The 26,498-nt window shown below is 73.3% G+C and carries 29 protein-coding genes; 16 read left to right on the top strand and 13 right to left on the bottom strand.

The genetic code is table 11. The features are described 5' to 3' along the window. The first annotated feature begins 29 nt into the window (after window positions 1–29). From ACQY0Z_RS19585 to ACQY0Z_RS19565, 5 genes are all read left to right on the top strand, one after another. Window positions 30–533, top strand: a complete 504-nt coding sequence (locus tag ACQY0Z_RS19585; protein WP_189906808.1) for an Lrp/AsnC family transcriptional regulator — start codon at window positions 30–32, stop codon at window positions 531–533. Between the two features lie 123 nt (window positions 534–656). Beyond that, window positions 657–1,469 carry a dimethylargininase gene (ddaH, locus tag ACQY0Z_RS19580; RefSeq protein WP_254585177.1) on the top strand — a complete coding sequence of 271 codons (813 nt, stop codon included), beginning with the start codon at window positions 657–659 and terminating at the stop codon, window positions 1,467–1,469. Next, window positions 1,466–2,692: an ornithine--oxo-acid transaminase gene (rocD, locus tag ACQY0Z_RS19575; protein WP_254585178.1), complete on the top strand. Its 1,227-nt coding sequence runs from the start codon at window positions 1,466–1,468 to the stop codon at window positions 2,690–2,692. The genes ddaH and rocD overlap by 4 nt, the downstream gene beginning before the upstream one ends. Before the next feature lie 189 nt (window positions 2,693–2,881). Further along, a complete protein-coding gene (locus tag ACQY0Z_RS19570) occupies window positions 2,882–5,359 on the top strand; it encodes a SpoIIE family protein phosphatase (RefSeq protein WP_254585179.1) in 2,478 nt (825 codons plus the stop codon). A gap of 9 nt (window positions 5,360–5,368) precedes the next feature. Beyond that, window positions 5,369–6,595, top strand: a complete 1,227-nt coding sequence (locus tag ACQY0Z_RS19565; protein WP_381724879.1) for a PP2C family protein-serine/threonine phosphatase — start codon at window positions 5,369–5,371, stop codon at window positions 6,593–6,595. Between the two features lie 12 nt (window positions 6,596–6,607). Here the strand turns inward: ACQY0Z_RS19565 and ACQY0Z_RS19560 are convergent, their stop codons facing one another. Beyond that, complete coding sequence (locus tag ACQY0Z_RS19560; protein WP_189906798.1) at window positions 6,608–7,063, bottom strand: RpiB/LacA/LacB family sugar-phosphate isomerase; 456 nt, start codon at window positions 7,061–7,063, stop codon at window positions 6,608–6,610. A 197-nt stretch (window positions 7,064–7,260) separates the two neighbouring features. Here ACQY0Z_RS19560 and ACQY0Z_RS19555 point away from each other — a divergent pair, with 197 nt between their 5' ends. Next, window positions 7,261–7,986: a lysophospholipid acyltransferase family protein gene (locus tag ACQY0Z_RS19555; protein ID WP_189906812.1), complete on the top strand. Its 726-nt coding sequence runs from the start codon at window positions 7,261–7,263 to the stop codon at window positions 7,984–7,986. 76 nt (window positions 7,987–8,062) lie between these two features. On the opposite strand, the gene ACQY0Z_RS19550 is transcribed toward ACQY0Z_RS19555, so the two are convergent. From ACQY0Z_RS19550 to ACQY0Z_RS19515, 8 genes are all read right to left on the bottom strand, one after another. Then, on the bottom strand, window positions 8,063–9,682 hold the full coding sequence (locus ACQY0Z_RS19550; protein WP_439812580.1) for an alpha/beta hydrolase: 1,620 nt from the start codon (window positions 9,680–9,682) through the stop codon (window positions 8,063–8,065). 102 nt (window positions 9,683–9,784) lie between these two features. Beyond that, on the bottom strand, window positions 9,785–10,573 hold the full coding sequence (locus ACQY0Z_RS19545) for an urease accessory protein UreD (protein WP_439812579.1): 789 nt from the start codon (window positions 10,571–10,573) through the stop codon (window positions 9,785–9,787). Then, window positions 10,561–11,244: an urease accessory protein UreG gene (gene ureG / locus ACQY0Z_RS19540; RefSeq protein WP_439812578.1), complete on the bottom strand. Its 684-nt coding sequence runs from the start codon at window positions 11,242–11,244 to the stop codon at window positions 10,561–10,563. Before ureG ends, ACQY0Z_RS19545 begins: the two co-directional genes overlap by 13 nt. A 218-nt stretch (window positions 11,245–11,462) precedes the next feature. Further along, entirely contained in the window at window positions 11,463–12,137 is a 675-nt protein-coding gene (locus tag ACQY0Z_RS19535; RefSeq protein WP_189906790.1) for an urease accessory protein UreF, read from the bottom strand. Then, window positions 12,137–13,858, bottom strand: coding sequence for an urease subunit alpha (locus ACQY0Z_RS19530; RefSeq protein ID WP_347225078.1), 1,722 nt, complete (start codon window positions 13,856–13,858; stop codon window positions 12,137–12,139). Before ACQY0Z_RS19530 ends, ACQY0Z_RS19535 begins: the two co-directional genes overlap by 1 nt. Then, window positions 13,851–14,162 carry an urease subunit beta gene (locus ACQY0Z_RS19525; RefSeq protein ID WP_254585185.1) on the bottom strand — a complete coding sequence of 104 codons (312 nt, stop codon included), beginning with the start codon at window positions 14,160–14,162 and terminating at the stop codon, window positions 13,851–13,853. The genes ACQY0Z_RS19530 and ACQY0Z_RS19525 overlap by 8 nt, the downstream gene beginning before the upstream one ends. Before the next feature lie 13 nt (window positions 14,163–14,175). Further along, the gene (locus tag ACQY0Z_RS19520) at window positions 14,176–14,478 is read right to left on the bottom strand and encodes an urease subunit gamma (RefSeq protein ID WP_189906778.1); all 303 of its coding nucleotides are present in this window, start codon (window positions 14,476–14,478) and stop codon (window positions 14,176–14,178) included. A 142-nt stretch (window positions 14,479–14,620) separates the two neighbouring features. After that, complete coding sequence (locus tag ACQY0Z_RS19515; protein ID WP_254585186.1) at window positions 14,621–15,241, bottom strand: TetR/AcrR family transcriptional regulator; 621 nt, start codon at window positions 15,239–15,241, stop codon at window positions 14,621–14,623. A gap of 105 nt (window positions 15,242–15,346) precedes the next feature. Between ACQY0Z_RS19515 and ACQY0Z_RS19510 the strand changes: the two genes are divergently transcribed. Further along, window positions 15,347–16,348, top strand: coding sequence for an ABC transporter permease (locus ACQY0Z_RS19510; RefSeq protein WP_439812577.1), 1,002 nt, complete (start codon window positions 15,347–15,349; stop codon window positions 16,346–16,348). 184 nt (window positions 16,349–16,532) lie between these two features. On the opposite strand, the gene ACQY0Z_RS19505 is transcribed toward ACQY0Z_RS19510, so the two are convergent. After that, window positions 16,533–16,805, bottom strand: coding sequence for a type II toxin-antitoxin system Phd/YefM family antitoxin (locus ACQY0Z_RS19505; RefSeq protein WP_189906771.1), 273 nt, complete (start codon window positions 16,803–16,805; stop codon window positions 16,533–16,535). 66 nt (window positions 16,806–16,871) lie between these two features. On the opposite strand from ACQY0Z_RS19505, the gene ACQY0Z_RS19500 reads away from it, so the two are divergent. From ACQY0Z_RS19500 to ACQY0Z_RS19490, 3 genes are all read left to right on the top strand, one after another. Beyond that, entirely contained in the window at window positions 16,872–17,465 is a 594-nt protein-coding gene (locus ACQY0Z_RS19500; RefSeq protein ID WP_254588254.1) for an ATP-dependent Clp protease proteolytic subunit, read from the top strand. A gap of 7 nt (window positions 17,466–17,472) precedes the next feature. Continuing rightward, complete coding sequence (locus ACQY0Z_RS19495) at window positions 17,473–17,778, top strand: hypothetical protein (protein WP_019524750.1); 306 nt, start codon at window positions 17,473–17,475, stop codon at window positions 17,776–17,778. 547 nt (window positions 17,779–18,325) lie between these two features. Next, window positions 18,326–18,799, top strand: a complete 474-nt coding sequence (locus ACQY0Z_RS19490) for a C40 family peptidase (protein WP_189906768.1) — start codon at window positions 18,326–18,328, stop codon at window positions 18,797–18,799. Window positions 18,800–18,972: 173 nt separating this feature from the next. On the opposite strand, the gene ACQY0Z_RS19485 is transcribed toward ACQY0Z_RS19490, so the two are convergent. Beyond that, window positions 18,973–19,458 carry an ATP-binding protein gene (locus tag ACQY0Z_RS19485; protein WP_381724894.1) on the bottom strand — a complete coding sequence of 162 codons (486 nt, stop codon included), beginning with the start codon at window positions 19,456–19,458 and terminating at the stop codon, window positions 18,973–18,975. A gap of 212 nt (window positions 19,459–19,670) precedes the next feature. Here ACQY0Z_RS19485 and ACQY0Z_RS19480 point away from each other — a divergent pair, with 212 nt between their 5' ends. Both ACQY0Z_RS19480 and ACQY0Z_RS19475 read left to right on the top strand, forming a co-directional pair. Next, window positions 19,671–20,531, top strand: a complete 861-nt coding sequence (locus ACQY0Z_RS19480) for a helix-turn-helix domain-containing protein (RefSeq protein WP_189906764.1) — start codon at window positions 19,671–19,673, stop codon at window positions 20,529–20,531. A gap of 9 nt (window positions 20,532–20,540) precedes the next feature. Beyond that, window positions 20,541–20,765, top strand: coding sequence for a DUF397 domain-containing protein (locus ACQY0Z_RS19475; protein WP_189906762.1), 225 nt, complete (start codon window positions 20,541–20,543; stop codon window positions 20,763–20,765). An 88-nt stretch (window positions 20,766–20,853) separates the two neighbouring features. On the opposite strand, the gene ACQY0Z_RS19470 is transcribed toward ACQY0Z_RS19475, so the two are convergent. Next, complete coding sequence (locus ACQY0Z_RS19470) at window positions 20,854–21,981, bottom strand: 8-amino-7-oxononanoate synthase (RefSeq protein ID WP_189906759.1); 1,128 nt, start codon at window positions 21,979–21,981, stop codon at window positions 20,854–20,856. Window positions 21,982–22,128: 147 nt separating this feature from the next. On the opposite strand from ACQY0Z_RS19470, the gene bioB reads away from it, so the two are divergent. Genes bioB through ACQY0Z_RS19450 form a run of 4 tightly spaced genes read left to right on the top strand, consistent with a single transcriptional unit; the run spans window position 22,129 to window position 26,122 of the window. Next, complete coding sequence (gene bioB, locus ACQY0Z_RS19465; RefSeq protein ID WP_189906757.1) at window positions 22,129–23,355, top strand: biotin synthase BioB; 1,227 nt, start codon at window positions 22,129–22,131, stop codon at window positions 23,353–23,355. Further along, entirely contained in the window at window positions 23,348–24,634 is a 1,287-nt protein-coding gene (locus ACQY0Z_RS19460; RefSeq protein WP_189906755.1) for an adenosylmethionine--8-amino-7-oxononanoate transaminase, read from the top strand. The genes bioB and ACQY0Z_RS19460 overlap by 8 nt, the downstream gene beginning before the upstream one ends. 1 nt (window position 24,635) lies before the next feature. Continuing rightward, window positions 24,636–25,364 (top strand): dethiobiotin synthase, encoded by a 729-nt coding sequence (gene bioD, locus ACQY0Z_RS19455; protein WP_189906753.1) that lies wholly within the window; start codon window positions 24,636–24,638, stop codon window positions 25,362–25,364. Window positions 25,365–25,420: 56 nt separating this feature from the next. Continuing rightward, window positions 25,421–26,122: a class I SAM-dependent methyltransferase gene (locus ACQY0Z_RS19450; RefSeq protein WP_254588260.1), complete on the top strand. Its 702-nt coding sequence runs from the start codon at window positions 25,421–25,423 to the stop codon at window positions 26,120–26,122. Here the strand turns inward: ACQY0Z_RS19450 and ACQY0Z_RS19445 are convergent, their stop codons facing one another. Continuing rightward, complete coding sequence (locus ACQY0Z_RS19445) at window positions 26,123–26,497, bottom strand: fic family toxin-antitoxin system, toxin component (protein WP_189906748.1); 375 nt, start codon at window positions 26,495–26,497, stop codon at window positions 26,123–26,125. Between the last annotated feature and the right edge of the window lies 1 nt (window position 26,498).

The raw sequence follows: 26,498 nt of genomic DNA, 5'->3' as shown, positions 1-26,498 counted from the left end.
CGTGGGGCGGCCGTGGATACAGTGCCCGCATGAACAGCAGTCCCGCGCCGTTCGACGAACTCGACCGGAAGATCGTCACCGCGCTGATGGCGAACGCCAGGACGTCCTTCGCGGAGATCGGCGCCTCCGTCGGGCTGTCGGCGACGGCCGTGAAGCGCCGGGTGGACCGGCTGCGGGAGACCGGGGTGATCACCGGGTTCACCGCGACCGTGCGGCCGTCCGCGCTGGGCTGGCGCACCGAGGCGTACGTGGAGGTGTACTGCGAGGGGGCGGCGCCGCCCCGGCGGCTGGCGGAGGTGGTGCGCAACCATCCGGAGATCGCGGCGGCGATGACGGTGACCGGGGGCGCGGACGCGCTGCTGCATGTGCGGGCGCGGGACGTGGAGCACTTCGAGGAGGTCCTGGAGCGCATCCGCCAGGAGCCGTTCATCCGGAAGACGATCAGCGTGATGGTGCTGTCGCACCTGCTGCCCGACAGTCCTGAGGCGGGAGTGACGCAGCCCGCCCCGGACGACGCACCGGACGTGCGCTGAGGCCCGGAAAGACGCAGCATTCCTGCGTGGACACGCAGGATCCGTCGCTTGTCGGCCGTAGGGCCGCGTTCCTACCGTGGACTCACCCCTAGTCGGCACCGTGTGAAGCGGAGGAACCCCTTCGTGCCCGAATCACGTGTGGCGCGCCCACGGCGTTTTCTCGTCTGCGAACCCAGATTCTTCGCCGTGCGGTACGCGATCAATCCCTGGATGCGTCCGGAGCAGCCCGTCGACGTCTCACTCGCCCGGCGGCAGTGGCTGTCGCTGGTCGACGCCTACCGCCGCCACGGCCATACCGTGGAGACCGTGGAACCGCTGCCCGGTCTGCCCGACATGGTGTTCGCCGCGAACGCGGCGGTCGTCGTGGACGGGCGTGTGTTCGGCTCCCGGTTCCACGCGCCGGAGCGGCGCCCGGAGTCGGTGCCGTACGTCGCCTGGTTCAAGGCGCACGGGTTCGACGTCCAGCATCCGGAGTCGGTGTGCGAGGGCGAGGGCGACCTGGTGCCCGCCGGGCGCTGGATCCTCGCCGGGACCGGGTTCCGCACCACGCCCGAGGCGCACCGGGAGGCGCAGGAGTTCTTCGGGGTGCCGGTGATCGGCCTGACCCTGGTGGACCCGTACTTCTACCACCTGGACACGGCGCTGTTCGTGCTGGACGAGGAGAACGTCGCGTACTACCCGGAGGCGTTCTCGCCGGGCAGCCGTGAGGTGCTGGAGCGGCTGTACCCGGACGCGGTCCTCGCCACCCGGGAGGACGCGAGGGCGTTCGGCCTGAACTCGGTCTCGGACGGCCGTCATGTGTTCATCTCGCCGGGGGCGACGGAGCTCGCCGACCGGCTCGCCGACCGCGGTTACGTCCCCGTCCCCGTCGACCTGTCCGAGTTCCGCAAGGCGGGCGGGGGCATCAAGTGCTGCACTCAGGAGATCCGCTCATGACCTCTGCCCCCCGTACGCGTTCGTCCGCCGAGCTGATCGCGGCGGAGGAGCCGGTCCTCGCGCACAACTACCATCCGCTGCCCGTGGTCGTCGCCCGCGCGGAGGGCGCCTGGGTGGAGGACGTCGAGGGCCGGCGCTACCTGGACATGCTGGCCGGCTACTCGGCGCTGAACTTCGGCCACCGGCACCCGGCGCTGATCGAGGCGGCCCACCGCCAGCTGGACCGGCTGACGCTGACCTCGCGCGCCTTCCACAACGACCGTCTCGCGGGCTTCGCGGAGCGGCTGGCCGCGCTGACCGGCCTGGACATGGTGCTGCCGATGAACACCGGTGCCGAGGCGGTGGAGAGCGGCATCAAGGTGGCCCGCAAGTGGGCCTACGACGTGAAGGGCGTCCCCGCCGACCGGGCGACGATCGTGGTGGCGGCGGACAACTTCCACGGCCGCACGACGACGATCGTCGGCTTCTCCACGGACGAGACGGCCCGCGCCGGGTTCGGCCCGTTCACCCCGGGGTTCCGGGTGGTGCCGTACAACGACCTCGCGGCGATGGAGGAGGCCGTCGACGAGACGACGGCGGCGGTGCTGATCGAGCCGATCCAGGGCGAGGCGGGCGTGGTGATCCCGGACGACGGCTATCTGGCCGGGGTGCGGGAGCTGACCCGGCGCGCCGGGTGCCTGTTCGTCGCGGACGAGATCCAGTCGGGGCTCGGCCGCACCGGGCGCACGCTGGCGGTGGAGCACGAGTCGGTGGTGCCGGACGTGGTGCTGCTCGGCAAGGCGCTGGGCGGCGGCATCGTGCCGGTGTCGGCGGTGCTGGCCCGGCGCGAGGTGCTCCAGGTGCTGCGTCCGGGTGAACACGGGTCGACGTTCGGCGGGAACCCGCTGGCGGCCGCCGTGGGCACGGCCGTGGTGGAGCTGCTGGAGACGGGCGAGTTCCAGCGGCGCGCGGCCGAGCTGGGCGTGGTGCTGCGGGAGGGACTGGAGGCGCTGGTCGGCAAGGGCGTCACCGGGTTCCGCAGCCGCGGCCTGTGGGCGGGCGTGGACGTGGACCCGGCCCTCGGCACCGGCCGGGAGGTCAGCGAGCGTCTGATGCGCGAGGGCATCCTGGTCAAGGACACGCACGGCTCGACCGTCCGGCTGGCCCCGCCGCTGACCGTCACCGCGGACGAGCTGCGGGAGGCGCTGCGCACGCTGGAGAAGGTGCTCAGCCGCCAGGTCTGACCGCCCGCTCAGCCGCCCCCGCCGGACCTTCCCGGCGGGGGCGGCGGCGTGTCCGGGACCGTGCCGGACGACGGGCGCGGTGCACCGCTGGCCCACCTCCGGGAAGCCCCCGGCCGGTCATCGGGGTGAAGATGGGGTCTAGCGGGGACATAAGGTGACAGAACACTCTCAGCGACAGAGAGGCCGTCTGTGGGCGGACAGAAGGAGCAGGGAGGAGCCCGGCAGGGGTTCGACGTGGCCGACGCCGCGCCGCTGCTGCTGGACCCGCACGGTCTGGTGACGGGCTGGACGGTGCACGCGGAGCGGCTGCTGGGCCACGGCGCGGCGGAGGCGGTGGGCCGGAAGTTCGCCGATCTGCTGGTGAACGAGGACGCCGAGCGGATGGAGGACCTGCTCGACCGGTGCCGCGCCGGCAAGGACTGGACGGGGTTGATGACGGCCGTCCGCCGGGACGGGCACCCGGTGGAGGTGGGGGTGCGGGTCACCCCGACCACGGCGCCGCAGGGCCGCCCGGCGGTGCTGGTGCTGCTGTCGGAGCTGGAGGAGGGCACGCGGGGCTGGGACATGAGCCGCGGCGTGCTGGAGCAGATCGTCGTCGGCAACCCCATCGGCATCGCCATCGTGGACACGGAGCTGCGCTACGTGTGGTCCAACGCGGCCCTGGAGCAGTGGGGCGGCGGCCAGGGCCGGACCCGTCTCGGCCTGCGGGTCGCCGACGTCCAGCCCGGCATGGACAGCGAGGCCGTCGAGGAGCGGATGCGGCACGTGCTGGAGACGGGCGAGCAGGTGGTCGGCTACGAGTACGTCGGCCGGGTGCGGTCGGCGCCGCTGCGGGAGACCGCGCACATGCTGTCGTTCACCCGCCTCGAGGACGACCGGGGCGACCCGATGGGCCTGTACTACACGGTCGTGGACGTCACCGACCGGCACCGGGCCCGGCAGCGTCTCGCCCTGCTCGACCGGGCCGGCCAGTACATCGGCCGCACCCTCGACGTGATGACCACCGCGCAGGAACTGGCCGACGTCGCTGTGCCCGGCCTCGCCGACTTCGTCACCGTGGACCTGCTGGAGACGGTGCTGCGGGGCGCCGAGCCGGCCCCGCTCACCGGGTCGGAGCGGGTGCCGCTGCGCCGCGCGGGCCACCGCTCCCTGTACGAGGACCTGCCGCGGACGGTCGTGGACAGCGGCGCGGTCGTCTCCTACCTGACGGACTCCCCGCCCGTGTGGTGCCTGACCACGGGGCGGTCCTGGCGGCAGGAGCAACTGGACCCGCTGGCCATGGAGTGGGCCGAGGGAGCGCCGGGCGGCCGGGAGTCCACGTTCCTGGAGCTGGGCCTGCAGAGCGTGATGATCGTCCCGGTCCGGGCGCGCGGCGTCACCCTGGGCCTCACCACGTTCTTCCGCCGCCGGCAGAACCCCTTCGACGCGGACGACCTGCACCTCGCCGAGGACCTGGTGTCGCGCGCCGCCGTCTGCGTGGACAACGCCCGCCGCTACACCCGCGAGCGGGACGCGGCGCTGGTGCTCCAGCGCAGCCTGCTGCCGCGCCGGCTGCCCGACCAGGACGCCGTCGAGGTGGCCGCCTGCTACCGGCCCGCCGACGAACTGACCGGGCTGGGCGGCGACTGGTACGACCTGATCCCGCTGTCCGGCGCCCGGGTCGCGCTGGTGGTCGGCGAGGTGCCGGGGCACGGCATCGACGCCGCCGCGGCCATGGGGCGGCTGCGCACGGCGGTCCGCACGCTGGCCGCGATCGACCTGCCGCCCGAGGAGGTGCTGGCGCACCTGGACGACCTGGCCCTCCGCTCGGCGCGGGACGACGGTGACGTGGAGGGTGACGACGGCGAGGGCGACAGCGACGGCGGGGGCGGTCAGGCCAACACCGTCGGCTCCGCCTGCGTGTACGTGGTGTACGACCCGGCGGACGGGCGGTGCACGATGGCCGCCGCGGGTCATCCCGCGCCCGCCGTGGTCGCGCCGGACGGCACGGTCGGCTTCGTGGACCTGCCGCAGGGTCCCGCGCTCGGGGTGGGCGGGCCGCCGTTCGAGGCGGTGGAGGTGTCCCTGGCCGAGGGCAGCACGCTGGTGCTGCACACGGACGGACTGCTGGCGCACGGCGACGACGGCGCGGATCAGGCCGGACGGGAGCGGCTGCGGCGGGCCCTGGAGGGCACGGAGCGGGAGCTGCGGCCCAGCTGCCGGGCCGTGGTCGACGCGCTGGTCCCGTCCCGTCCGGAGGACGACGTGGCGCTGCTGATGGCGCGGACCAAGCGGCTCGCGCCGGAGCAGATAGCGGCCTGGGAGCTGCCGCCCGACCCGGCGGTGGTGGCGGACGCCCGCAGGACCACCCAGGACCAGCTGTCCCGCTGGGGTCTCGACGAGGAGCTGAAGTTCACCACGGAGCTGCTGGTGAGCGAGCTGCTGACGAACGCGATCCGGCACGCCTCCGGGCGGGTGCGGCTGCGGCTGATCCGGGAGCGGACGCTGGTGTGCGAGGTGCTCGACGGCGGCGCGAGCGCCCCGCATCTGCGGCATCCGCGCGCGATGGACGAGGGCGGCCGGGGGCTGCTGCTGGTGTCGCAGCTCGCGGAGCGCTGGGGCACGCGCTTCGTGCCCGACGGGAAGATCATCTGGGCGGAGCAGCCGCTGAACACTCACCCGGAGTGAGGCGGGGCGATGGCAGGCACGACGATCGACTTCGAGGCGGTGTACCGGGCGCTGCCGGGCATGGTGGCGCTGCTGACCCCCGACCTCGTGTTCGCCGACGTCAACGAGGCGTACGTGAGCGGCACCGGGCGTTCGCGCGAGTCCCTGCTGGGCCGCTACGTGTTCGACGTGTTCCCGGAGTCGGTGAACTCCCCCGCCGCGCAGCACTCGCACCAGCTGCGGGCCTCGCTGCTGCGGGTGCTGGCCAGCGGCGAGCGCGACGCGATGGCCCTGCAGCGCTACGACGTCGAGTCCCCCGAGCACTCGGGGAACTGGCACGAGCACTACTGGTCGCCGGTGAACAGCCCGGTCCTCGGCCCTGACGGCCGGGTGCGGCTGATCGTGCACCGGGTCGAGGAGGTCACCGAGTTCGTGCGGGCCCGGGGGCTCGGCGGCGACACGGCGGGCCGGGTGCTGGAGGCCGAGCTGTACACGCGCGCCAGGGAGCTGCAGGAGCTGAACAACCGGCTGCGCGAGGCGCACGCCCGGGAGCGCGAGGTGGCCCTGGTGCTGCAGAAGGCGATGCTGCCGGCGAACCGGCAGGTGGGTCACCGGGCCGCGGTGCGCTACCGGCCGGCGGTGGGCGCGCTGAACGTGTGCGGCGACTGGTACGACCTGGTCGACCTGGTGGGCGGCCACCGTATCGGCGTGTCGGTGGGCGACGTGGTGGGGCACGGTCTGGAGGCGGCCGGGGTGATGGGCCAATTGCGCAGCGCGCTGAGCGCCGCGTCCCGGGTGGCGGACGGGCCTGCCCAGGCGCTGAACGTGCTGGGCCGGTACGCGAACGTGGTGGACGGCGCCGAGTCGGCGACGGTCGTGACGACGTTCATCGACTTCGACCGGAACAGCATCACCTACAGCAGCGCCGGCCATCCCCCGCCGGTGCTGCTGCACGACGACGGGCGGGTGGAGTTCCTGGACCGGGCGACGGACCCGCCGCTGGACGCCCGTCCGGATCCGCGGCCCCGGCCTGAGGCGTCGACGGTCTTCTCGCCCGGGGCGACCCTCGTGCTCTACACGGACGGGCTGATCGAGCGGCGGCGGGAGGACATCGACGTGGGGCTGCGGCGACTGGCGGAGTCCCTGCGCCGGCACCGGACGCTGGACCCGGAGCCGCTGGCGGACACGGTGCTGCGGGAACTGCTGCCGCCCGGCGGCGCCACGGACGACACGGCACTGGTCGTCGTACGGCTGTGACGGGACCCGCCGTCAGGCCCGGGTGCGCTCGCGGTCGAGGCGGGTGGTGCGCTCCACGTTCGCCCGGTCCTCGGGGTCGTCGCTGGGCCGCCCGGCGAACCAGGCGTCGAGGATCTCCTGGAGCACCGGGACCGAGGTGAGCCGCAGGCTCAGCGCCAGCACGTTGGCGTCGTTCCAGCGGCGGGCGCCGTCGGCGGTGTACGCGTCGGTGCACAGGGCGGCCCGGACGCCGGGCACCTTGTTGGCGGCGATCGAGGCGCCGGTGCCGGTCCAGCAGCACACCACCGCCTGGTCGGCCCTCCCCTCGGCGACGTCGCGGGCGGCGGCCTCGGAGCACACGGCCCACTGCGGGTCGTCGCCGGGGCTCAGGGCGCCGAGCGCGCGCACCTCGTGGCCGCGCTCGCGCAGGGCGTCGACCAGGGCTCGGGCGACGGGTTCGTCCATGTCGGAGGAGACGGAGATCCGCATACCGTCGAGCGTACTTGGCGGTGCGTGGACGGCGACCGGGCGGCGTGCGGGCGGCTGTCCGGCGCGGTGGGTTCCGGTTCCCGTCGAACCTGGTGCCGGTGCCCGTCACCCGGTCCTAGACTGACAGTTCACGACGTGCCGGATGACCTGCTGGAACGCGGCGATCCCGTCGTTTCCCAGAGTCGAGGAGCGTGCTTTTGTTCTACTACCTGCTCAAATATGTGCTGTTGGGCCCGCTGCTCAGACTGGTCTTCCGGCCCCGGATCGAGGGCCTGGAGCATGTCCCGTCCTCCGGCGCCGCGATCGTGGCGGGAAACCATCTGTCGTTCTCGGACCACTTCCTGATGCCGGCCGTGCTGAAGCGCCGCATCACCTTCCTCGCCAAGGCCGAGTACTTCACCGGCCCGGGTCTGAAGGGGCGGCTGACGGCGTTCTTCTTCCACAGCGCCGGCCAGATTCCCGTCGACCGCTCCGGCAAGGAGGCCGGGCAGGCGGCCATCCGCGAGGGGCTCGGGGTGCTGAGCAAGGGGGAACTGCTCGGCATCTACCCGGAGGGCACCCGCTCGCACGACGGCCGCCTCTACAAGGGCAAGGTCGGCGTGGCGGTGATGGCCCTCAAGGCGGGCGTCCCGGTGGTGCCCTGCGCGATGATCGGCACGTTCGAGGCGCAGCCGCCCGGCCGGAAGATCCCCCGCATCCACCCGGTGGTGATCCGCTTCGGCGAGCCGCTGGACTTCTCGCGCTATGAGGGCATGGAGAACGAGAAGGCGGTCCTGCGGGCGATCACGGACGAGATCATGTACGCCATCCTCTCCCTCTCCGAGCAGGAGTACGTGGACCAGTACGCGGCCGATGTGAAGGCGGCGGAGGCCGAGCGCAAGGCGGAGGAGAAGCGGCGGGCGTCGCGCCTGCCGCAGCGGTGAGCCGCGCGGGACGCGGGTGACTGGTCATGGGTGAGGGGCGGCCGGGGAGTTCCGGCCGCCCCTCACCCGCGTGCGGTCACGGCTTCGGCGTGGCGTGCGGGGCGCAGGTCACGTCGGAGCGGTCGAGCTTCCCGGTGAGCAGGTAGGTGTCGACCCGGTCGTTGACGCAGGAGTTGATCAGCCCGGTCACGCCGTGGGAGCCGGCGTCCCGCTCGGTGATCAGACGGGAGCCCTTGAGCCGCTTGTGCAGCTCGACGGCGCCGCCGTACGGGGTGGCCGCGTCACGCTCGGACTGGACGATCAGCACGGGCGGCAGACCCTTGTCGGTCTTCACGTCGACCGGGGTGCGCTGGGGTACCGGCCAGGTGGCGCAGGGCAGGTTCATCCAGGTGTTGGCCCAGGTCAGGAACGGGTGGTCGCGGTGCAGCCGGGTGGTGTCGCGGTCCCAGGTGCGCCAGTCGGCGGGCCACTTGGCGTCGGTGCACTCGACCGCGTTGTAGACGGCGTTGCCGTTCTCCGCGGCGGCGTTGCCCGCCGTGTCGGACAGGTCGGGGGCGGCGGCGTCGACCAGTGCCTGGGTGTTCCCGGCGGCGGCCTGGCTGAACACCTCGGCGACCGGGGCCCACGCGGAGTCGTAGTACGGGGCGCTCTGGAAGAAGCCGATCAGCTCCGCGGGCCCGACCACCCCGCCGAACGGCTCCTTCGCGGCCGCCGCGCGCAGCTTCAGCCACTGCTCCTGGACGGCGGCGCGGGTGGTGCCGAGGTGGTAGGCGGCGTCGTTCTTCGCGACCCAGTCCTGCCAGTCCTGCCAGCGGGTCTCGAAGGCGACGTTCTGGTCCAGGTTCGCCTGGTACCAGATCTTCTGACGGGACGGGTTGACCACGCTGTCCACGACCATGCGGCGCACGTGGTCCGGGAACAGGGTGGCGTAGACGGCGCCGAGGTAGGTGCCGTAGGAGACGCCCAGGTAGTTGAGCTTCTTCTCGCCGAGCGCCGCGCGGATGACGTCGAGGTCGCGGGCGGTGTTCGGGGTGGTCATGTGGGGCAGCATCGTGCCGCTGCGCTCGAGGCAGCCCTCGGCGTACTCGCGGGCGAGCTTGCGCTGGGCCCGCTTGTCGGCCTCGGTGCGGGGCACCGGGTCGGCCTTGGGCGCCTTCACGAACTCCTGCGGGTCGCCGCAGGAGATGGGCGCGGACCTCCCCACGCCGCGCGGGTCGAAGCCGACGAAGTCGTACGCCTTGGCGGTGTTGGCCCAGACGGGATTCTTCGAGGTGACCCGGGCCGGGAAGCGCAGGCCGGAGCCGCCGGGGCCGCCCGGGTTGTAGAGCAGCGCGCCCTGCCGTTCGGCGGGCGTGCCGGTGCTGGCGACACGGTCGACGGCGAGCTTGATCCGCTTTCCGTTCGGCTTCGCGTAGTCAAGCGGCACGGAGACCCAGCCGCACTGGATGGGCCGGGGCAGGTTCCAGTCGGCGGGGCAGTCCTGCCAGTCGATGCCGGCCTTGGCGGCCCGGGCCGCGGCGACGGCCACGCCCTGGGCCTCACGGTCCTTGCCGTGGCGGGTGTCCGCCGTCGCGCTCGCGGTGGGCGCCGCGACGGCGCCGGCTATGAGCGCGGATGCGACGAGCACGCCGGCCGAACCGAGCGCCGCCACCCGCCTCTTCGGTCTGCTGTCCCTCAAGGGGGCCTCCCCGTACATGGTTTCGATGCGTACGGAGGAGGATCCTCGTCTCCCGGAGGTCATGGGCGACAGAGGGGATACTCCTTCTTTGCCAATCCGATAAGCGGACGCGGAGTGGCGTCATGCGGACGCCGGGGCCGCTGGGGCGAAGGCGGAGGGCGCCCGGTCGAGGAGCCGGCGCAGTCGCAGGGCGTCCGGCGCCACGGCGCTGACCAGGACGGCGGGTCCGGTGAGCGGCAGGACGGCGAGACCGTCGGCGGGCACGCCGGGCGCGACCGGTTTGTCCTCGAACTCCGGGTCGACTGCGACGAGTTGCCCGACCGCGCGGTGTCCGCCCAGCACGGCGGGACCGTCCCAGCCGCCCTCCGCGCCGGGGCCGCAGTCGAGTTCCTGGTCGAGGACGGGGCGTCCGTCGACGCGCACGGTCAGCCGGGAGGTGAGCCGTCCGGGGTCCTCCCCGGTCCGGCCCAGCACGAGTTCCTCGCGGAGCACCAGACGGGCGCCGGGGGCGAGGTCGACATGGGTGTGCACGGCCAGCTCGCTGCCCGTGACGGAGATCAACGGCTCGGGCATCCACTGCAGTTCGCCTCCGGCGGCGACGGTGAGCCGCACGTCCTGGCGCGCCTGTCCCCCGTGCTGGCCCGGCAGGGCGAGCGTGGCGGCGGCCGAGCCGACCCGCAGCCGGGCGTCCGGCCCGACGTCGGCGCGGACGGTGAAGTGGTCCCCGCCGTGCGGGCCGCTCATCGCGCCGACGAGCGTGACGTGCGCGGTGGCGCCGCTCCCCCGCGTGCGCCGCACGGCGAGCGGGCCCCGGCTCTCCAGCACGGGCAGGGCGGTGCCGCCCCGGCCGTCAGCGCGGGCGCGGATCTCCGCCTCCGCCCGGACGCCCGCGGTGTTCACACCGCCCACGCGGCGAGCCGCTGCCGCACCCAGGCCGCCACCGCCGCGATCCCCTCGTCCTCACGCAGCGACTGGAACACCACGGGCAGATCGGCACGTTGTGCCTTGGCGTCCACCGCCATCCGGCCGAGGTCCGAGCCGACGTACGGGGCGAGGTCCGTCTTGTTCACGACCAGCAGGTCGGCGGTGGTCACGCCGGGGCCGCCCTTGCGCGGGATGTCGTCCCCGCCGGCCACGTCGATCACGAAGATCTGCGCGTCGACCAGCCCCTTGGAGAAGGTGGCGGTGAGGTTGTCCCCGCCGGATTCGAGGAGCACGAGGTCCAGCGGGCCGACGGAGTCCTCCAGGTCCTCGACCGCTTCGAGGTTGGCGGAGATGTCGTCACGGATCGCGGTGTGCGGGCAGGCGCCGGTCTCCACGGCGGTGATCCGCTCGGGAGGCAGCACGGCCTCCCTGAGCAGGTACTCGGCGTCCTCACGGGTGTAGATGTCGTTGGTCACGACGGCCAGCGACACCTCGTCCCGCAGCACCCGGCAGAGCGCGGCGACGGTAGCGGTCTTCCCGGACCCGACGGGCCCCCCGAGCCCGATCCGCAGGGCACGGCGCGCCCCGTCAGGTCTCCGGGCGTCACCACCGAGGGCGGCAGGGCCGGGGTGAGGGTCGATGTGATCACGATGCATGAGGCACCTCCGGACGATTGGGGTGGACATATCGGATGGGGGCCGGACAACCCCCAAGGGGCGCGGGGAACTGCGGGAACAGCCCGCACAGCGCCGCACCCAGCAACGAACCGAACCCGCAGGCCCGGCGAGCTGACGAACTCCGGGACGGCCAACCGCCTCAGGGGCGCGGGGAACTGCGCGAACAGCCCCCGCGAACCCGCACCCGCCGACGAACCTCATGACGCGAACAACCGCCCCGCCCGCCCCGCATGCGCCTCGGCATGAATCTCCAGCAGAGGCGCCGACGCCGCAGGCAGTGCGCCGGTACCTTCCCGCACGACCCGCCGCGCCGCCCGCACCGCCGCCTCCGCCACCCGGTCCGCCTCCGGCGCCAGCCGAGCCAGGACCGCCGTGGCGTCGAACGGGTCCAGGCTCAACAGCCGTACCGTCGCCGTCGCAGGACCACCGACACTCTCGTACACCGCACAGTGCGCCGCATCCTCCGCCCCGAGCCCGGCCGCCCGAGCGGCCGCCCCCAGCACCACCGGCTGGTGCGCCCCCTTGGGGAACCGACGCCCCAACGCGTCCAGTTCATCCCCGGGCCAGGCGGCCCGGACCGCCCGCAGCAACTGCCGCCCCAGCCTGCGTGCGGCCGCCCGCAACGCCGGTGACGGCGTCCGTGCGTCGGCGGCCGCGTCCAGAGCCACCGGGTCCACGCCCAGCGCTGCGGACGCGGCCAGCGCCGCCCCCACCAGCCCCGCCGTATGCAGCCGCCCCCTGCAGAACGACTCCAGACTCTCCGCACCGGTGATCCGCCCGGCGTGGACCGCGGCCTCCGCCCCGCCGGAGTGGGCATGCCCTCCGGCGGGAAAACGGCCGTCGGCCAGGACGAGCAGCGCTGCCCTGGACATCAGAAGAGGAAGTAGCGCTGGGCGAGAGGGAGTTCCTCGGCCGGCGTCGCCTCGACCAGCTCCCCGTCGATGCGTACGGCGAAGCTGTCGGGGTCGATCCGCACGTCCGGCAGGGCGTCGTTCTCCCGCATGTCCGCCTTGGTCACCGCGCGCGTGGAGTCGATGACCGCCCACCTCTTGCCCAGCCCGAGCCGGTCGGGCAGCCCCGCGTCGAGGGCGGCCTGGGCGACGAAGTTGACCGAGTTGGCCGCGGGCGCCCGCCCGGTCGCGCCGAACATGGGCCGGGGCAGCACCGGCTGCGGGGTCGGGATGGACGCGTTGGCGTCCCCCATCTGCGCATAGGCGATCTGCCCGCCCTTGATGACGAGGTGGGGCTTGACCCCGAAGAACTTCGGCTCCCACAGCGCCAGATCGGCCAGCTTGCCGCTCTCCACCGAGCCGATCTCGCCCGCCATCCCCTGCGCCACCGCCGGGTTGATGGTGTATTTGGCGACATAGCGACGGACCCGGTGGTTGTCGGCGCGCCCGTCGCCGGGCAGGGCGCCGCGCCTCCGCTTCATCACATGGGCCGTCTGCCAGGTCCGCATGATCACCTCGCCGACGCGTCCCATCGCCTGGGAGTCGGAGGAGATGACGGAGATGGCGCCGAGGTCGTGCAGCACGTCCTCGGCGCCGATGGTGGACGGCCGGATCCGCGACTCGGCGAAGGCGAGGTCCTCCGGCACGGCGGGGTTGAGGTGGTGGCACACCATCAGCATGTCGAGGTGCTCCTCGACGGTGTTGACGGTGAACGGCCGCGTCGGATTGGTGGAGCTGGGCAGTACGTTCGGCTGGGAGACCACGGTCATGATGTCCGGCGCGTGCCCGCCTCCCGCCCCCTCGGTGTGGTACGCGTGGATGCCGCGCCCGGCGATCGCGGCGAGCGTGTCGCCCACGAAACCGGCCTCGTTGAGGGTGTCGGTGTGAATGGCGACCTGGACGCCGGTCCGGTCGGCCGCGGTCAGCGCCGCGTCGATGACGGCCGGGGTGGACCCCCAGTCCTCGTGCAGCTTCAGCCCGACGGCGCCGCCCCGGATCTGCGACAACAGGGCGTCCTGCGACACGGTGTTGCCCTTGCCGAGGAGCCCGATGTTCAGCGGGTACGCCTCCATCGACTCCAGCATCCGCGCCAGATGCCAGGAGCCGGGCGTGACGGTGGTCGCCTTGGAGCCCTCGGCGGGTCCGGTGCCGCCGCCGACCAGTGTCGTGATGCCGGAGGCCAGCGCCTCGTCGGCGATCTGCGGGCAGATGAAGTGCACATGCGCGTCGATCGCCCCGGCGGTCAGGATGCGCCCGTTGCCGGCGATGACCTCGGTCTCCGGGCCGATCACCAGGTCGGGGTGGACGCCGTCCATGGTGTCGGGATTGCCGGCCTTCCCGATGCCGGTGATCCGGCCGTCGCGGATGCCGACGTCGGCCTTGACGACACCCCAGTGGTCGACGACGACCGCGCCGGTGATCACCGTGTCGGGAGCGCCCTCGGCGCGGGTGACGGTGGCCTGGCCCATCGACTCGCGGATGACCTTGCCGCCGCCGAACACCGCCTCGTCACCGGCGCGTCCGGGACCGCCCGAGCGGTCCTCCTCGATCTCGACCAGCAGATCGGTGTCGGCGAGCCGGATCCGGTCGCCGGTGGTCGGCCCGAACAGGTCGGCGTACGCCTCGCGGGAGATCTCAGGCATCGAGCGGGCCTCCCGTCTCCCCGCGCAGCCCGGGCACGATGCGCGCCCCGGCGAGCGGCACCAGGTCCACCTCGACGGGGATGCCGGGCTCGAACCGTACGGCGGTGCCGGCGGGGACGTCGAGCCGCTTGCCGCGGGCCGCCGAACGGTCGAACTCCAGGCCGGGGTTGGCCTCGGCGAAGTGGTAGTGCGAGCCGACCTGGACGGGCCGGTCGGCCGCGTTGAGGACGGTCAGCCGGGTGGTCCCGCGGCCCTCGTTGTAGACGATCGGGCCCTCGGCGAACAGGATCTCTCCGGGTGTCACGGCGCTCCTCCCGTCAGACGATGGGGTCGTGGACGGTGACGAGCTTGGTGCCGTCCGGGAAGGTGGCCTCCACCTGCACGTCCGGGATCATCTCGGGGACCCCCTCCATCACGTCGTCCCTGGTCAGCACCTTCCGCCCGGACGCCATGAGTTCGGCGACGGTCCGGCCGTCGCGGGCGCCCTCGAGGATGTGCGAGGTGATGAGCGCGACCGCCTCGGGGTGATTGAGCTTCAGACCGCGGTCGCGGCGCTTCGCCGCCACGTCGGCCGCCACATGGATGAGCAGCCTCTCCTGCTCGTGCGGGGTCAGTTGCACGGCATCCCCCTCACCGTCCTCGCTCCGGGCCGTGCGGGGCCCGGTGGCCGCGGCCACGGGAAGGATCCCCGGTGGCGTGGACCCGGAGGCTAGCCGGGCGGCGTTTCGAGGACGTTAACCGCGCGGCGGCCGGAGCAAGGGTCTACCGGCCGCGGCCGACGGTCATCAGGGCGCGGGTGCCGTGGGCGAGGACCTGCGGCGGGATGTCGCCGAACAGGGCCATCTGGGCGGCGAACCCCTGCACGAGCGCGATCATCGCTCGGGCCATCGCGTCCACGTCGGCGTCCTCGGGCAGCAGTCCGGCGTCCTTGTAGCTCTGCGCCATGCCGCCCCACGCCTGACGGATCTTCGCGTACCCGTCCGCCAGCACGGCCGTCAGCGCCGGGTTGCGCGTGGACTCGGTCCACACCTGGATCATCAGCCGCGGGAACAGCCACTCCCCCGTCTCCAGGGTCGCCGGCCGCAGCTCCCGCATCGTCGCCAGGGCGCGCGGGACCAGTACGTCGGGAGTGGGCGGCGGGCTCTCCTGGGCCGCCTGCTCCAGGGTGGCGCGCACCGTCTCGAGCACCTCGGAGGCGATGGCCGCGATCAGCTCCTCCTTGCCGCTGAAGTACCGGTAGACGGCGCCGGCGGAGAGATCCACCTCCTTCAGCACGTCCTGCATCGACGTGGCGTGGAAGCCGTTGCGGGCGAAGCAGACCGCGGCGCCGTCGAGGATCTGCCTGCGGCGGGCGTCGAGGTGTTCCTGGGATACGCGAGCCATGCCGTCAACTTAAAACGAACATTCCTTCTTGACAAGAGAGGAGGACGGCGGGACGGTGTGGTCGAGGTCAAAACGAACGATCCTTCTTTTTCAGAGGAGCCCCTCATGTCTCCCACGTCCCTGCCGACGCACCGGCGGATCGCGGCCGTCCTGGTGCTGATCCCGACCCTGGTGGCGCTGGCCCTATGGGCCTTCGCCTGGCCCGCGGCGCGTACGGCGCCGCGCGATCTGCCGCTCGGTGTGGCGGGCCCGCCCGCCGCGACGGCGCCGGTCGCACAGCAGCTGGAGCAGCGGAAGGGCGCGTTCGACCTCCATCGGTACGCCGACGAGGCCGAGGCGCGGGACGCGATCGAGGAACGTGAGGTGTACGGGGCGGTCGTGGTGAGCCCGGAGGGTCCGAAACTGCTGACCGCGTCGGCGGCGAGCCCGGCGGTGGCGCAGCTGCTCCAGCAGGCGGTCGCGCACCAGGCCGCCGCCTCCGGTCAGGAGATCGTCACGGAGGACGTGGTGCCGGCCGCGGCGAGCGATCCGCGCGGGGCGGTGCTGAACACGAGCGTGCTGCCGCTGGCGCTGGCCGGGATCGGTGCGGGGGTCGCGGTGACGCTGCTCGGGCTGCGGGGGCCGGTCGCGGCGGGTGCGCTGGTCGGGTCCGCGGCGTTGGTCGGCGGCGTCGCCGCCGGTCTCTCGCAGAGCTGGCTGGAGGCGCTTCCGGGTGACTGGTGGGCCGTGGCGGGGACGTTCGCGCTGGCCACGCTGGCGGTGAGCGGGGCTGTGGCCGGTCTGGCGGCCCTGCTGGGGCGGCCCGGGCTGGGCCTCGGCGCCCTGCCGGTCATGCTGATCGGCAACCCGTTCTCGGGCGCGGCGTCGGCCCCGGAGATGCTGCCGGAGCCGGCCGGGGTGATCGGCCAGTGGCTGCCGCCGGGGGCGGGGGTGTCGCTGCTGCGGTCGGCCGCGTTCTTCGACGGGGCGTCGGCGGTGGGGTCCGCGCTGACGCTTACGTGGTGGGCGGTGCTCGGGTTGGGGGCGGTGCTGGTGGGACACGCGGCGCGGGGGCGTACGGCGGCGGCGGAGAACACGCCCGAGCACGAACCGGCCCTGGCGGGCTGACCCGCCCTTCGTTCGACCGCGCACCTCCGCTGCAGCGGACGGGGTGCGCGGTTTCTTTGTGGGCGCGGCGCCCGCATCGCCCTCGCACAGCTCCGCGCAGCCGCGCCCACCCGTGCCGCCCTGCGGCACGACTGCCCGCGACCGGGGCGAGGCTGCGCACCTCACGCGACCGGCCCGCCGGAAATCAAGAAGGCCCCGCCCCCCGGTGTTCCGCGGCGATGCCGAAGCGGCCCGGTTCCCGGGGTGTGGACGCCACCTCGCGTACGCCCGAGACCGCGCTGACCGCCGCCCCCTCCCCCGCGACCTCCTCCAGCCGCCGCAGGTCCTCCGCGGAGACGAGGGCGACGAGCGGCTTCCCGTGGCGGGTCACGACGACCCGCTCACCGCCGTACACCACGCGGTTGATCAGGTCGGCGAGCTCGGCCCTGGCCTGGGTCACCGGAATCTCGTAAGCCATACGGCCATCATAACGTCACGTACGTCCTGTACATTTTTTACAGACGGCAGAGACAGGAGGGGCACCATGACGACGCGACCGCCCGACCGGACCCCCGATCCGTACACCCGGCTGCTGGAGGAGCGGATCGTCGTCCTGGGCACGCGGATCGACGAGACCGCGGTGAACGACGCGACGGCCCAGCTCGTGTACCTCGAGCACCACTCCCCCGACCGCGACATCTCGCTGTACGTGAACTCCCCCGGCGGCCCCTTCCACGCCATGTCCGCCCTGCACGACGCCCTGACGTACGTCACGTGCGACGTGGAGACGGTCTGCCTGGGCCGCGCGGAGGGCACGGCCGCGCTGCTGCTGGCCGCCGGCACACCCGGCAAGCGGTACGTCCTGCCCGGCTCCCGGCTGGTGCTCCGTCAGCCCGCCCTCCCCGAGCCGGTGGAGGGCAGCGCGAGCGACCTGGCGATCCGGGCCGACGAGCTGGCCCGGATCAGGGCCCGCACGGAGGAGCTGCTGGCCCGGCACACCGGCCGGCCCATGGACCGGGTGCGGGCGGACCTGGAGCGGGATCTGGTCCTGGACGCGCAGGCCGCCGTGGACTACGGCCTCGCCGACCGGATCGTGCCGCACCACCGGGCCGCCCGTACCGCGACCGGCGGGAGGTGAGCCGAGGATGCTGCCGGAACTGCCGCCGCTGCCCGCGCTGACCCGGGCGGAGGCCGAGCTGATCGACCGATACCTCGAGGTCGTCGACCTGCTGGGCCGGGTCAACCCGGCCCAGGGCGGCGACACCTACCGCGGCCTGCGCGCCGCCCAGGCGCTGGTCGGCAAGGCGGTCGCGCTGCGCGACGCGCTGACCCTGATGCACCGGCGGGGCGAGAGCGAACTGCACGCCGAGACCCTGGCCCGCGCCCTGCGGGTGCTGGACGGCGAGCGGCGTACCGCGAGGGTCACGCTGCCGCCGCAGACGGGACGTTGACCGGAGCGGGCCCGGAGCGACGGGCCCGCTCGACGACACACCCCGCGACGAGTTGAAACGGACCGAACGGCGTACCCCTGTCCGGCGTAGACGAACCTCCTTTTTTGAGGCCGTCGAACTTGCGCACCCCTCCTCTCCGGAGGGCGGAATTGACCATTCCACCCCTGGTCCTGGCCTCACACGCCCTCTTGACGGCGACTCGAACGGACGACTGTCCACCCGAACGGGTGAGTGGTGAGTAACAACACAAACCCCCCGTTCCGTTGGGAAATCGCTCACCCCATGGGTCAAGATCCCTGACTGACGACAAGACCCCGCCGCCGCGGCGGGGCGATCCGGGCGGACGCCGAGTCCTGCCGCCGCCCGGATGACCGGTCGACAGGAGTGGATCGGCAGGAGTGGAGGACCCAGGCACGACGGGTCGCCGGTACGCGCGCAGTGCGCGTCCCGAGCAGCCCTTGGGGTGAAGCCGCGTCAGCGGCCGGGCTACTTCGCCAGCCCGAATCCGACAGGTCATCCTTCACAGGCGGCTGACGAAGGGTTGCGCATGAGTGCGCTCAATCGTGTCCCGTCTCTCATGGCCCGGGCCGGCACGGCCTCGGCCCTCACCCTCGCCGCCGTGGGCGGCTCGATCGTGGTACCGGGAGCGGCCGGGGAGGCCGCGGCGGCGACCGTGGGCACCAAGGCCCTGAAGGTCGCGGCGTCCAAGAAGGGGGCGCCGTACCAGTGGGGGGCGACCGGACCGAACCGGTTCGACTGCTCGGGCCTGACGCTGTACTCGTTCAAGAAGGCGGGGAAGAAACTCCCCCGCACGGCCGCCCAGCAGTACAACAAGACGCGCCACATCTCCAAGAGCAGCCGTAAGGCCGGGGACCTGGTGTTCTTCCACTCGGGCAGCTACGTGTACCACGTCGGGATCTACGCGGGTAAGAACAAGATCTGGCACGCCCCGAAGACCGGGGACGTGGTGCGGCTGCAGAAGATCTGGACCAGCAGCGTCTGGTACGGCCGCGTGAAGTGACGGGCGGAGGCGGCGGCGCCCGCGGGAGCGCCGCCGCCGGGCCGCTACCGGCCACCCGGGCCCGGCGCCCGCGTGGCATCCCGCAGGGGCCCGGCGGGGCCGCCCTCAGGACGACGACCGCCCGGGCCCCTCACGCCGTCCACCGCCTGTGCCCGTAGGCGTGTGACGTGGCCTCAGGGCTCTGTCCGGGCCGCCGCGACGACCGTCTCCGTCGGCTCGACGGTGGCGGTCGCGGTGGCCGTGCCCGGCCACGGGAGCTCGACGGCGACCGTCTTGCCGCCCTCCCGGGTGGGACGGATCCTCAGCCGGCCGCCGCACTCCGCGGTGAGCCAGCGGATGATGACCAGGCCGCGCCCGTTGTCCTGCTGGACCGCCGCGGGCAGCCGCTTGGGAAAACGCGGGTGACTGTCCGTCACGCCGATGTGCACCAGCTCGTCGCGGACCAGGACGACGTCCACCGTGAACGTGGGCGACTGGCCGAAGGTGTGCTGCACCGCGTTGGTCGCCAGCTCGGAGACGATGAGCCGCACGGTGTCGCAGAGTTCGGCGTCCGGTGGCAGCCCCCATTCCTCCAGCGCACCGGCCACATGGGCCCGCGCGGCGGAGACCGAGGCGGGATCGCTCGGCAGAGTGACGGATGCTTCCAGATGGTCTGCCATGGCGACGTCGTCCCTTTCCCACGGGACCGCAGTCCGACACGGAGCGGTTGGTTCGAGTACGGTCCCGCACTGGTGCTTCGTCGCCAGAGTGCCATCACCACAGGGTGCCGCGCGGCGATCCACCAAGATATGCATATATCTGTCGCTCAAAGCGGTGAACTCTGCGACGGGAGACCGTATCCGGGCGGCCCGGAAGGAGTAAGGAGAAGCCCATGCAGCACGGTCCCGCGGTGCGCCGCAGGAAACTGGGCGCCGAACTGCGCCGGCTGCGCACGGCGGCCGGACTCACGAGCGGCGACGCGGCCCGGCTGGCGGGCTGGCACCAGTCGAAGGTGAGCCGGATCGAGACGGGCACGAGCGGCACGAAACCGGCCGACGTACGGTTACTCCTCGACGTCTACGGCGTGCACGACCCGCAGTTGCGGGAGTTGCTGCTGGTGCTGTCGGGCACCGGCGACGGCGACGGGCGGCACCACTGGTGGCACGCGTACCGGGGGGTTCTGCCCCCGACGTACCGGGACTTCATCAGTCTGGAGTCGCAGGCGAGCGCGATGCGCACCCTGGAGACCACGGTGGTCCCGGGGCTGCTGCAGACGCCCGCGTACGCGCGGGCGGTGACGGAGGCGGCCCTGGAGGGCGAGTCGGAGGAGCGGCTCGACGCGCTCGTGGAGGTGCGGCTGGCCCGGCAGGACGTGCTGCGCGCCGAGCCCCCGCTGGAGCTGTGGGCGGTGCTGGACGAGGCCGTGCTGCGCCGGGAGGTGGGCGGTCCCGAGGTGATGGCACGTCAGCTGAACCGGCTGGTCGAGGCGTCCCGGCTGCCCCAGGTGCGGCTGCAGGTGCTGCCGTTCAGTGCGGGCGCGCACATCGGCGTCACAGGCCCTTTCGTCATCTTTTCATTTCCGCGCACTTCTGACCTGGATGTGGTGGTGCACGACCACTTGACGACTAGTCACTACTTGGAACGGAAAGAAGACCTCCGGGCGTACTCGGAGGCCTTCGAGGCCCTGGCGAGCCACGCCCTCTCTCCCGAGGAATCGTCGGAATTCATCGCCGGCGCAGCGGCCGGCGCGTAAGGAGGCATGATGCCTGCACCGCCTCGGACCATCCCTTCCAGCCTCGCCCTGCAGGGCGTGTGGTGGCTGCGCAGCAGCTACAGCACAGGGGCGAACAACTGTGTGGAGACGGCCCGGCCGGCCGCCGGCCCGTCGGCCGGACTGCTGGCCGTGCGCGACAGCAAGGATCCGGTCGGGCCCGCGCTGCTCTTCTCGCCCGACGCCTGGGCGCGCTTCGTGACGGCGGTCCACTGATCCGGCGTCCCCGTCCATGAACGGGACGAGTCCCGTCGTCCCACCGACCATCCGTTCCTCGCGCGACGCACGGCCGTGCCCCGCCGACTCATGGCCGCGTTTCGCCGATCACCCGTACAGCGCGTTCGATCTCCGCCCCGGACAGGTCCGCCCGGGCGGTCAGTCTGAGCCGTGAGATGCCGTCGGGCACGGAAGGAGGACGGAAGCAGCCCACGGACAGACCGGCCGTCCGGCAGTCGGCCGCCCAACGCACGGCCTGCTCCGGGGAAGGAGCGCGCACGGAGACGACCGCGGCGTCCGGACGCACCGCTTCCAGACCCGCGGCCGTCAGCCGGGCGTGCAGCTCGCGTGCGACCTCGTGCGCGCGCGCCGCACGCCCGGGTTCGCGCCGCAGCAGGCGCAGGGCGGAAAGGGCCGCGCCCGCCGCCGCGGGGGCCAGACCGGTGTCGAAGATGAACGTCCGCGCCGCGTTGACCAGATGGCCGATCACCCGTTCCGGGCCCAGCACCGCGCCGCCCTGGCTGCCGAGCGACTTGGACAGCGTCGCCGTCACCACCACGTCGTCGGCGCCCGCGATGCCCGCCGCGTGCGGGGCGCCCCGGCCGCCGTCGCCCAGGACGCCGAGCCCGTGCGCGTCGTCGAGCACCAGGCCCGCGCCGTACTCCCGGCACGCCTCCGCCAGCGCGGCCAGCGGGGCCGCGTCGCCGTCCACCGAGAACACCGTGTCCGACACCGCCACCGCCGGGCCCTCGTGGCCGTCCAGCGCCTTGCGCACGGCGTCCGGGTCGCGGTGCGCCACCACCTGGGTGGTGCCCCGGGCCAGCCGGCAGCCGTCGATCAGCGACGCGTGGTTGCCCGCGTCGGAGACGACCAGCGAGCCGTGCGGGGCGAGGGCGGTGACGGCGGCCAGGTTGGCCGCGTACCCGGAGGAGAAGACCAGAGCCGCCTCGAAGCCGCAGAAGTCGGCCAGTTCGCGTTCGAGTTCCGCGTGCAGCTCGGTGGTGCCGGTGACCAGCCGGGAGCCGGTCGCGCCGCCGCCCCAGGTGCGGGCCGCCCGCGCGGCCCCCTCGGTGACCTCGGGGTGACGGGCGAGGCCCAGGTAGTCGTTGCTCGCCAGGTCGAGAAGCGGCGTGTCGGCCGGCCGGGGCCGCAGGGTGCGGACGAGCCCGGCCTGGCGGCGCAGTTCCGCCTGCTCGTCGATCCAGCCGAACGCCATGGGTCCTCCGCGGAATTTGTAGGCAGTGCACAGACATTAGCGGCAGGGCGTCCGGGCCACGGTGTGGTGATACCCACACCGCCGGACGGCTCTGTTGTACGAACTCTCCTTGGCCCGGACGGCCCCGGTAGGACAGGATCGGCTTCCATGGACCTGCTGAACACGCTGGTGGACAAGGGGCTTCGGCGCGAGACGCCGACACGGGCCGAGGCGCTGGCCGTCCTCGCGACGACCGACGACGAGCTGCTCGACGTGGTGGCGGCGGCCGGGAAGGTGCGCAGGCACTGGTTCGGCCGCCGGGTGAAACTCAACTATCTGGTGAACCTCAAGTCGGGGCTGTGCCCGGAGGACTGCTCCTACTGCTCCCAGCGGCTCGGCTCGAAGGCCGACATCCTCAAGTACACGTGGCTGAAGCCGGACGAGGCGTCCCAGGCGGCCGCCGCGGGGCTGGCCGGGGGCGCGAAGCGGGTGTGCCTGGTGGCGAGCGGCCGGGGCCCGACGGACCGGGACGTGGACCGGGTGTCCGACACCATCAAGGCGATCAAGGAGCAGAACGAGGACGTCGAGGTGTGCGCCTGTCTGGGCCTGCTCTCCGACGGCCAGGCGGAGCGGCTGCGCGAGGCGGGCGCGGACGCCTACAACCACAACCTCAACACCTCCGAGTCGACGTACGGCGAGATCACGACCACGCACACCTACGCCGACCGGGTCGACACGGTGCGCAAGGCGCACGCGGCCGGTCTGTCCGCCTGTTCCGGGCTGATCGCGGGCATGGGCGAGACCGACGAGGACCTGGTCGACGTGGTGTTCTCGCTGCGTGAGCTGGACCCGGACTCGGTGCCGGTGAACTTCCTGATCCCGTTCGAGGGGACCCCGCTCGCCAAGGAGTGGAACCTGACGCCGCAGCGCTGCCTGCGCATCCTGGCGATGGTGCGGTTCGTCTGCCCGGACGTCGAGGTGCGGATCGCGGGCGGCCGTGAAGTCCATCTGCGCACGATGCAGCCGCTCGCGCTGCACCTGGCCAACTCGATCTTCCTCGGCGACTACCTCACCAGCGAGGGCCAGGCCGGCAAGGCGGACCTGGAGATGATCGCGGACGCCGGCTTCGAGGTGGAGGGCGCCGGGGAGGTCACCCTGCCCGAGCACCGGGCGAGCGGCGGCTGCGGCTCCCACGCGGGCGGCGGGGCGTGCGGGTCCCACGACGGCGCCGGGTGCGGTTCCCACGAAGACGCCGGCTGCGGCTCGCACGAGGGCGGCGGCGTCTGCGGGTCGGCGCCCGCGCCCGCGCCCGCCGCCTCCGCCGACGAGCCGCGTCCCGACCTGGTGGCCGTGCGCCGCCGGGGCGCCGGAACGGACCTCGCGCCCAATGCCTGAGCCGGACACCTCCGTCGCCGCGCTGCTGGAGCTCGACCGGCGGCACGTGTGGCATCCGTACGGCCCCATGCCGGGGCGTCAGGAACCGCTCGTCGTCGCGTCGGCGAGCGGGGTCCGGCTGACCCTCGCCGACGGGTCGGGCGAGCTGGTCGACGGCATGTCGTCCTGGTGGTCGGCGATCCACGGCTACAACCACCCGGTGCTCAACGAGGCCGCGCGCGACCAACTGGGCCGGATGAGCCACGTGATGTTCGGCGGGCTCACGCACGAGCCCGCCGTACGGCTGGCGAAGCTCCTAGTCGACATGTCGCCCGACGGCCTCGAGCACGTGTTCCTGGCCGACTCCGGGTCGGTGTCGGTCGAGGTCGCGGTCAAGATGTGCCTGCAGTACTGGCGTTCGCTGGGCCGGCCGGAGAAGCGGCGGCTGCTGACCTGGCGGGGCGGCTACCACGGGGACACCTGGCAGCCGATGTCGGTGTGCGACCCCGAGGGCGGGATGCACGACCTGTGGTCCGGGGTGCTGCCCCGCCAGGTGTTCGCGGACGCCCCGCCCGCCGAGTACGAGGAGTCGTACGCCGACCGTCTGCGGGAGTTGATCGGGCGGCACGCGCATGAGCTGGCCGCGGTCATCGTGGAGCCGGTGGTGCAGGGCGCGGGCGGGATGCGGTTCCACTCCCCCGCGTATCTGCGGGTGCTGCGGGAGGCGTGCGACGCGCACGACGTGCTGCTGGTGTTCGACGAGATCGCGACCGGGTTCGGGCGTACGGGCGCGCTGTTCGCGGCGGAGCACGCGGCGGTGACGCCGGACGTGATGTGCGTGGGCAAGGCCCTGACCGGCGGTTACCTCACGATGGCGGCGACGCTGTGCACCTCGCGGGTGGCCGAGGGCATCTCGCGGGGCGAGGTGCCGGTGCTGGCGCACGGCCCGACGTTCATGGGCAACCCCCTGGCGGCGGCCGTGGCCTGCGCCTCGGTGGAGCTGCTGCTCGGGCAGGACTGGCTCGCGGAGGTCAAGCGGATCGAGTCCGGGCTGCGCGAGGGGCTGGCCGAGGCGGCCGGGCTGCCCGGCGTGCGGGACGTCCGCGTGCTGGGCGCGATCGGGGTGGTCCAGCTGGACCACGACGTCGACATGGCCGCGGCGACCCGGGCGGCCGTGCGGGAGGGCGTGTGGCTGCGCCCGTTCCGCGACCTGGTGTACACGATGCCGCCGTACGTCACGGGCGACGCGGACGTCGCACGGATCACCCGCGCGGTGTGCGCGGCGGCGAAGGAGGGATGACATGCCGGTGCTGGTGGTGACGGGGACGAACACCGAGGTCGGCAAGACGGTGGTGACGGCCGCGGTCGCCGCGGCGGCGCTGGCCGGCGGCCGTTCGGTGGCGGTGCTGAAGGCCGCGCAGACGGGTGTCGGCCCGGACGAGGACGGGGACGCGGCGGAGGTCGCGCGGCTCGCCGGGGCGGTCACCTCCGCCGAACTGGCCCGCTACCCCGAGCCGCTGGCCCCGGCCACCGCGGCCCGCCGGGCCGGGCGGGCGCCCGTGCATCCGCACGAGATCGCCGAACGGGCCGCCAAGCTGGCCACCGAGCACGATCTGGTGCTGGTGGAGGGCGCGGGCGGTCTGCTGGTGCGGTTCGACGCGGCCGGCGGGACGCTCGCGGACGCGGCGGAGCTGCTGCGCGCGCCGGTCCTCGTCGTCGCGTCCGCCGGGCTCGGCACCCTCAACTCCACGGAGCTGACGGTCCGGGAGCTGCGCGGGCGCGGTCTGGACCCGGCGGGTGTGGTGATCGGGAGCTGGCCCGCGGACGCCGGGCTCGCGGAGCGCTGCAACCTGCTGGACCTGCCGGACGTCACCGGGGTGCCGCTGCTGGGCGCCGTTCCGGAGGGCGCTGGACGTCTCGACCCGCCCGCCTTCCGGGCCGCCGCCCCGCACTGGCTGGCGCCCCGGCTGGACGGCGTCTGGGACGCGGATGCCTTCCACACGCGCGAGGCGCCGTCCCGTACGCGGTGATTCGCCGGGCGGGCCGACGGGGAGAATCGCCGTAGGCCCGACCCGGGGAGGTCCCCATGCAGTTGCGGTCCCTCCGCTCCGCGCAGGCGGTGCGGGATCCCGTGCACCACCCGGTCTTCGCCCGCTGGTACGCCCGTGTCAGCGTCGCCGCCGAGAGCCGCGCGGGGATGGCGGACGTACGGCGCCGGCTGCTCGGCGGTCTGTCCGGGCGGGTGATCGAGATCGGCGCGGGCAACGGCCTGAACTTCGCCCACTACCCGGGCACGGTGGCCGAGGTCGTCGCCATGGAGCCGGAGCGTGCGCTGCGCGCGCTGGCCGTGGAGGCGGCGCTGAGGGCGGACGTGCCGGTGGACGTGGCGCCGGGGGTGGCGGAGGCGCTGCCCGTGAAGAGCGAGGCGTTCGACGCGGCGGTGCTGTCGCTGGTGCTGTGCAGCGTGCGGGACGTGCCGCGGGCGCTCGCGGAGGTGCGGCGGGTGCTGCGTCCTGGCGGCGAGGTGCGGTTCTTCGAGCACGGCGCGGGCGGCGGGCGCGTCATGCACGCCACCCAGCGGGCGCTCGACCGGACGCTGTGGCCGCCGCTGGCGGGCGGCTGCCATCTGTCCCGGGACCCGGTCGCGGCGCTGCGGGAGGCGGGCTTCGAGCTGGGCCCCTACCGGCGCATGACGATCCCGGAGAACGGGCCCGCGCTGCCCCAGTCGTTCTGCTGCATCGGCACCGCGTGGCGGCCCCTCACGGACGCGGGTGCCGGCGACGGGTGATCAGGCGCACCAGCGGCGCAGTTCGGCCGCGATCGCCTCGACGTCCGCGTCGCCCGTCTTGACCAGGCGGGCCAGGTCGCGCACCTGCTCGGGCGAGGTGACGACCTTCAGTCCGCCGGCCACCAGGTAGGCGTACGCCACGGCGGAGGCGAACAACGCGTTGGAGCGCTCCAGCGCGGGGACGTGGATCAGCAGCTGGAGCAGCGCGGCGGCGCGGCTGTGCGGGGTGTCGTAGACGGGCACGTCGAATATCTCGGCGTCGTGCCGGGCGACGGCGGCGATCAGGGCGCCCCAGTCGGTGACCTGGGGGTCGCCGGGGGTCTGCTGCTCGGCGAGCATGAGCAGCCAGGCGAGGTCGATGCGTACGTGGTCCAAG

Origin of the sequence: Streptomyces sp. P9-2, from assembly GCF_051903975.1 — a bacterium.
Classification (GTDB): domain Bacteria; phylum Actinomycetota; class Actinomycetes; order Streptomycetales; family Streptomycetaceae; genus Streptomyces; species Streptomyces cellulosae.
Note: the sequence above shows the minus strand (reverse complement) of the source record. Positions and strands in the feature narration are given on the sequence as shown.

Bases quoted from the DNA above. Each gene is read 5' to 3' on its own strand.
- ACQY0Z_RS19585 (WP_189906808.1), top strand. From the start codon at position 30: ATGAACAGCAGTCCCGCGCCGTTCGACGAACTCGACCGGAAGATCGTC.
- rocD (WP_254585178.1), top strand. From the start codon at position 1,466: ATGACCTCTGCCCCCCGTACGCGTTCGTCCGCCGAGCTGATCGCGGCG.
- ACQY0Z_RS19565 (WP_381724879.1), top strand. From the start codon at position 5,369: ATGGCAGGCACGACGATCGACTTCGAGGCGGTGTACCGGGCGCTGCCG.
- ACQY0Z_RS19560 (WP_189906798.1), bottom strand. From the start codon at position 7,063: ATGCGGATCTCCGTCTCCTCCGACATGGACGAACCCGTCGCCCGAGCC.
- ACQY0Z_RS19550 (WP_439812580.1), bottom strand. From the start codon at position 9,682: ATGTACGGGGAGGCCCCCTTGAGGGACAGCAGACCGAAGAGGCGGGTG.
- ureG (WP_439812578.1), bottom strand. From the start codon at position 11,244: ATGCATCGTGATCACATCGACCCTCACCCCGGCCCTGCCGCCCTCGGT.
- ACQY0Z_RS19535 (WP_189906790.1), bottom strand. From the start codon at position 12,137: ATGTCCAGGGCAGCGCTGCTCGTCCTGGCCGACGGCCGTTTTCCCGCC.
- ACQY0Z_RS19530 (WP_347225078.1), bottom strand. From the start codon at position 13,858: ATGCCTGAGATCTCCCGCGAGGCGTACGCCGACCTGTTCGGGCCGACC.
- ACQY0Z_RS19515 (WP_254585186.1), bottom strand. From the start codon at position 15,241: ATGGCTCGCGTATCCCAGGAACACCTCGACGCCCGCCGCAGGCAGATC.
- ACQY0Z_RS19510 (WP_439812577.1), top strand. From the start codon at position 15,347: ATGTCTCCCACGTCCCTGCCGACGCACCGGCGGATCGCGGCCGTCCTG.
- ACQY0Z_RS19505 (WP_189906771.1), bottom strand. From the start codon at position 16,805: ATGGCTTACGAGATTCCGGTGACCCAGGCCAGGGCCGAGCTCGCCGAC.
- ACQY0Z_RS19500 (WP_254588254.1), top strand. From the start codon at position 16,872: ATGACGACGCGACCGCCCGACCGGACCCCCGATCCGTACACCCGGCTG.
- ACQY0Z_RS19495 (WP_019524750.1), top strand. From the start codon at position 17,473: ATGCTGCCGGAACTGCCGCCGCTGCCCGCGCTGACCCGGGCGGAGGCC.
- ACQY0Z_RS19490 (WP_189906768.1), top strand. From the start codon at position 18,326: ATGAGTGCGCTCAATCGTGTCCCGTCTCTCATGGCCCGGGCCGGCACG.
- ACQY0Z_RS19485 (WP_381724894.1), bottom strand. From the start codon at position 19,458: ATGGCAGACCATCTGGAAGCATCCGTCACTCTGCCGAGCGATCCCGCC.
- ACQY0Z_RS19480 (WP_189906764.1), top strand. From the start codon at position 19,671: ATGCAGCACGGTCCCGCGGTGCGCCGCAGGAAACTGGGCGCCGAACTG.
- ACQY0Z_RS19475 (WP_189906762.1), top strand. From the start codon at position 20,541: ATGCCTGCACCGCCTCGGACCATCCCTTCCAGCCTCGCCCTGCAGGGC.
- ACQY0Z_RS19470 (WP_189906759.1), bottom strand. From the start codon at position 21,981: ATGGCGTTCGGCTGGATCGACGAGCAGGCGGAACTGCGCCGCCAGGCC.
- bioB (WP_189906757.1), top strand. From the start codon at position 22,129: ATGGACCTGCTGAACACGCTGGTGGACAAGGGGCTTCGGCGCGAGACG.
- ACQY0Z_RS19460 (WP_189906755.1), top strand. From the start codon at position 23,348: ATGCCTGAGCCGGACACCTCCGTCGCCGCGCTGCTGGAGCTCGACCGG.
- bioD (WP_189906753.1), top strand. From the start codon at position 24,636: ATGCCGGTGCTGGTGGTGACGGGGACGAACACCGAGGTCGGCAAGACG.
- ACQY0Z_RS19450 (WP_254588260.1), top strand. From the start codon at position 25,421: ATGCAGTTGCGGTCCCTCCGCTCCGCGCAGGCGGTGCGGGATCCCGTG.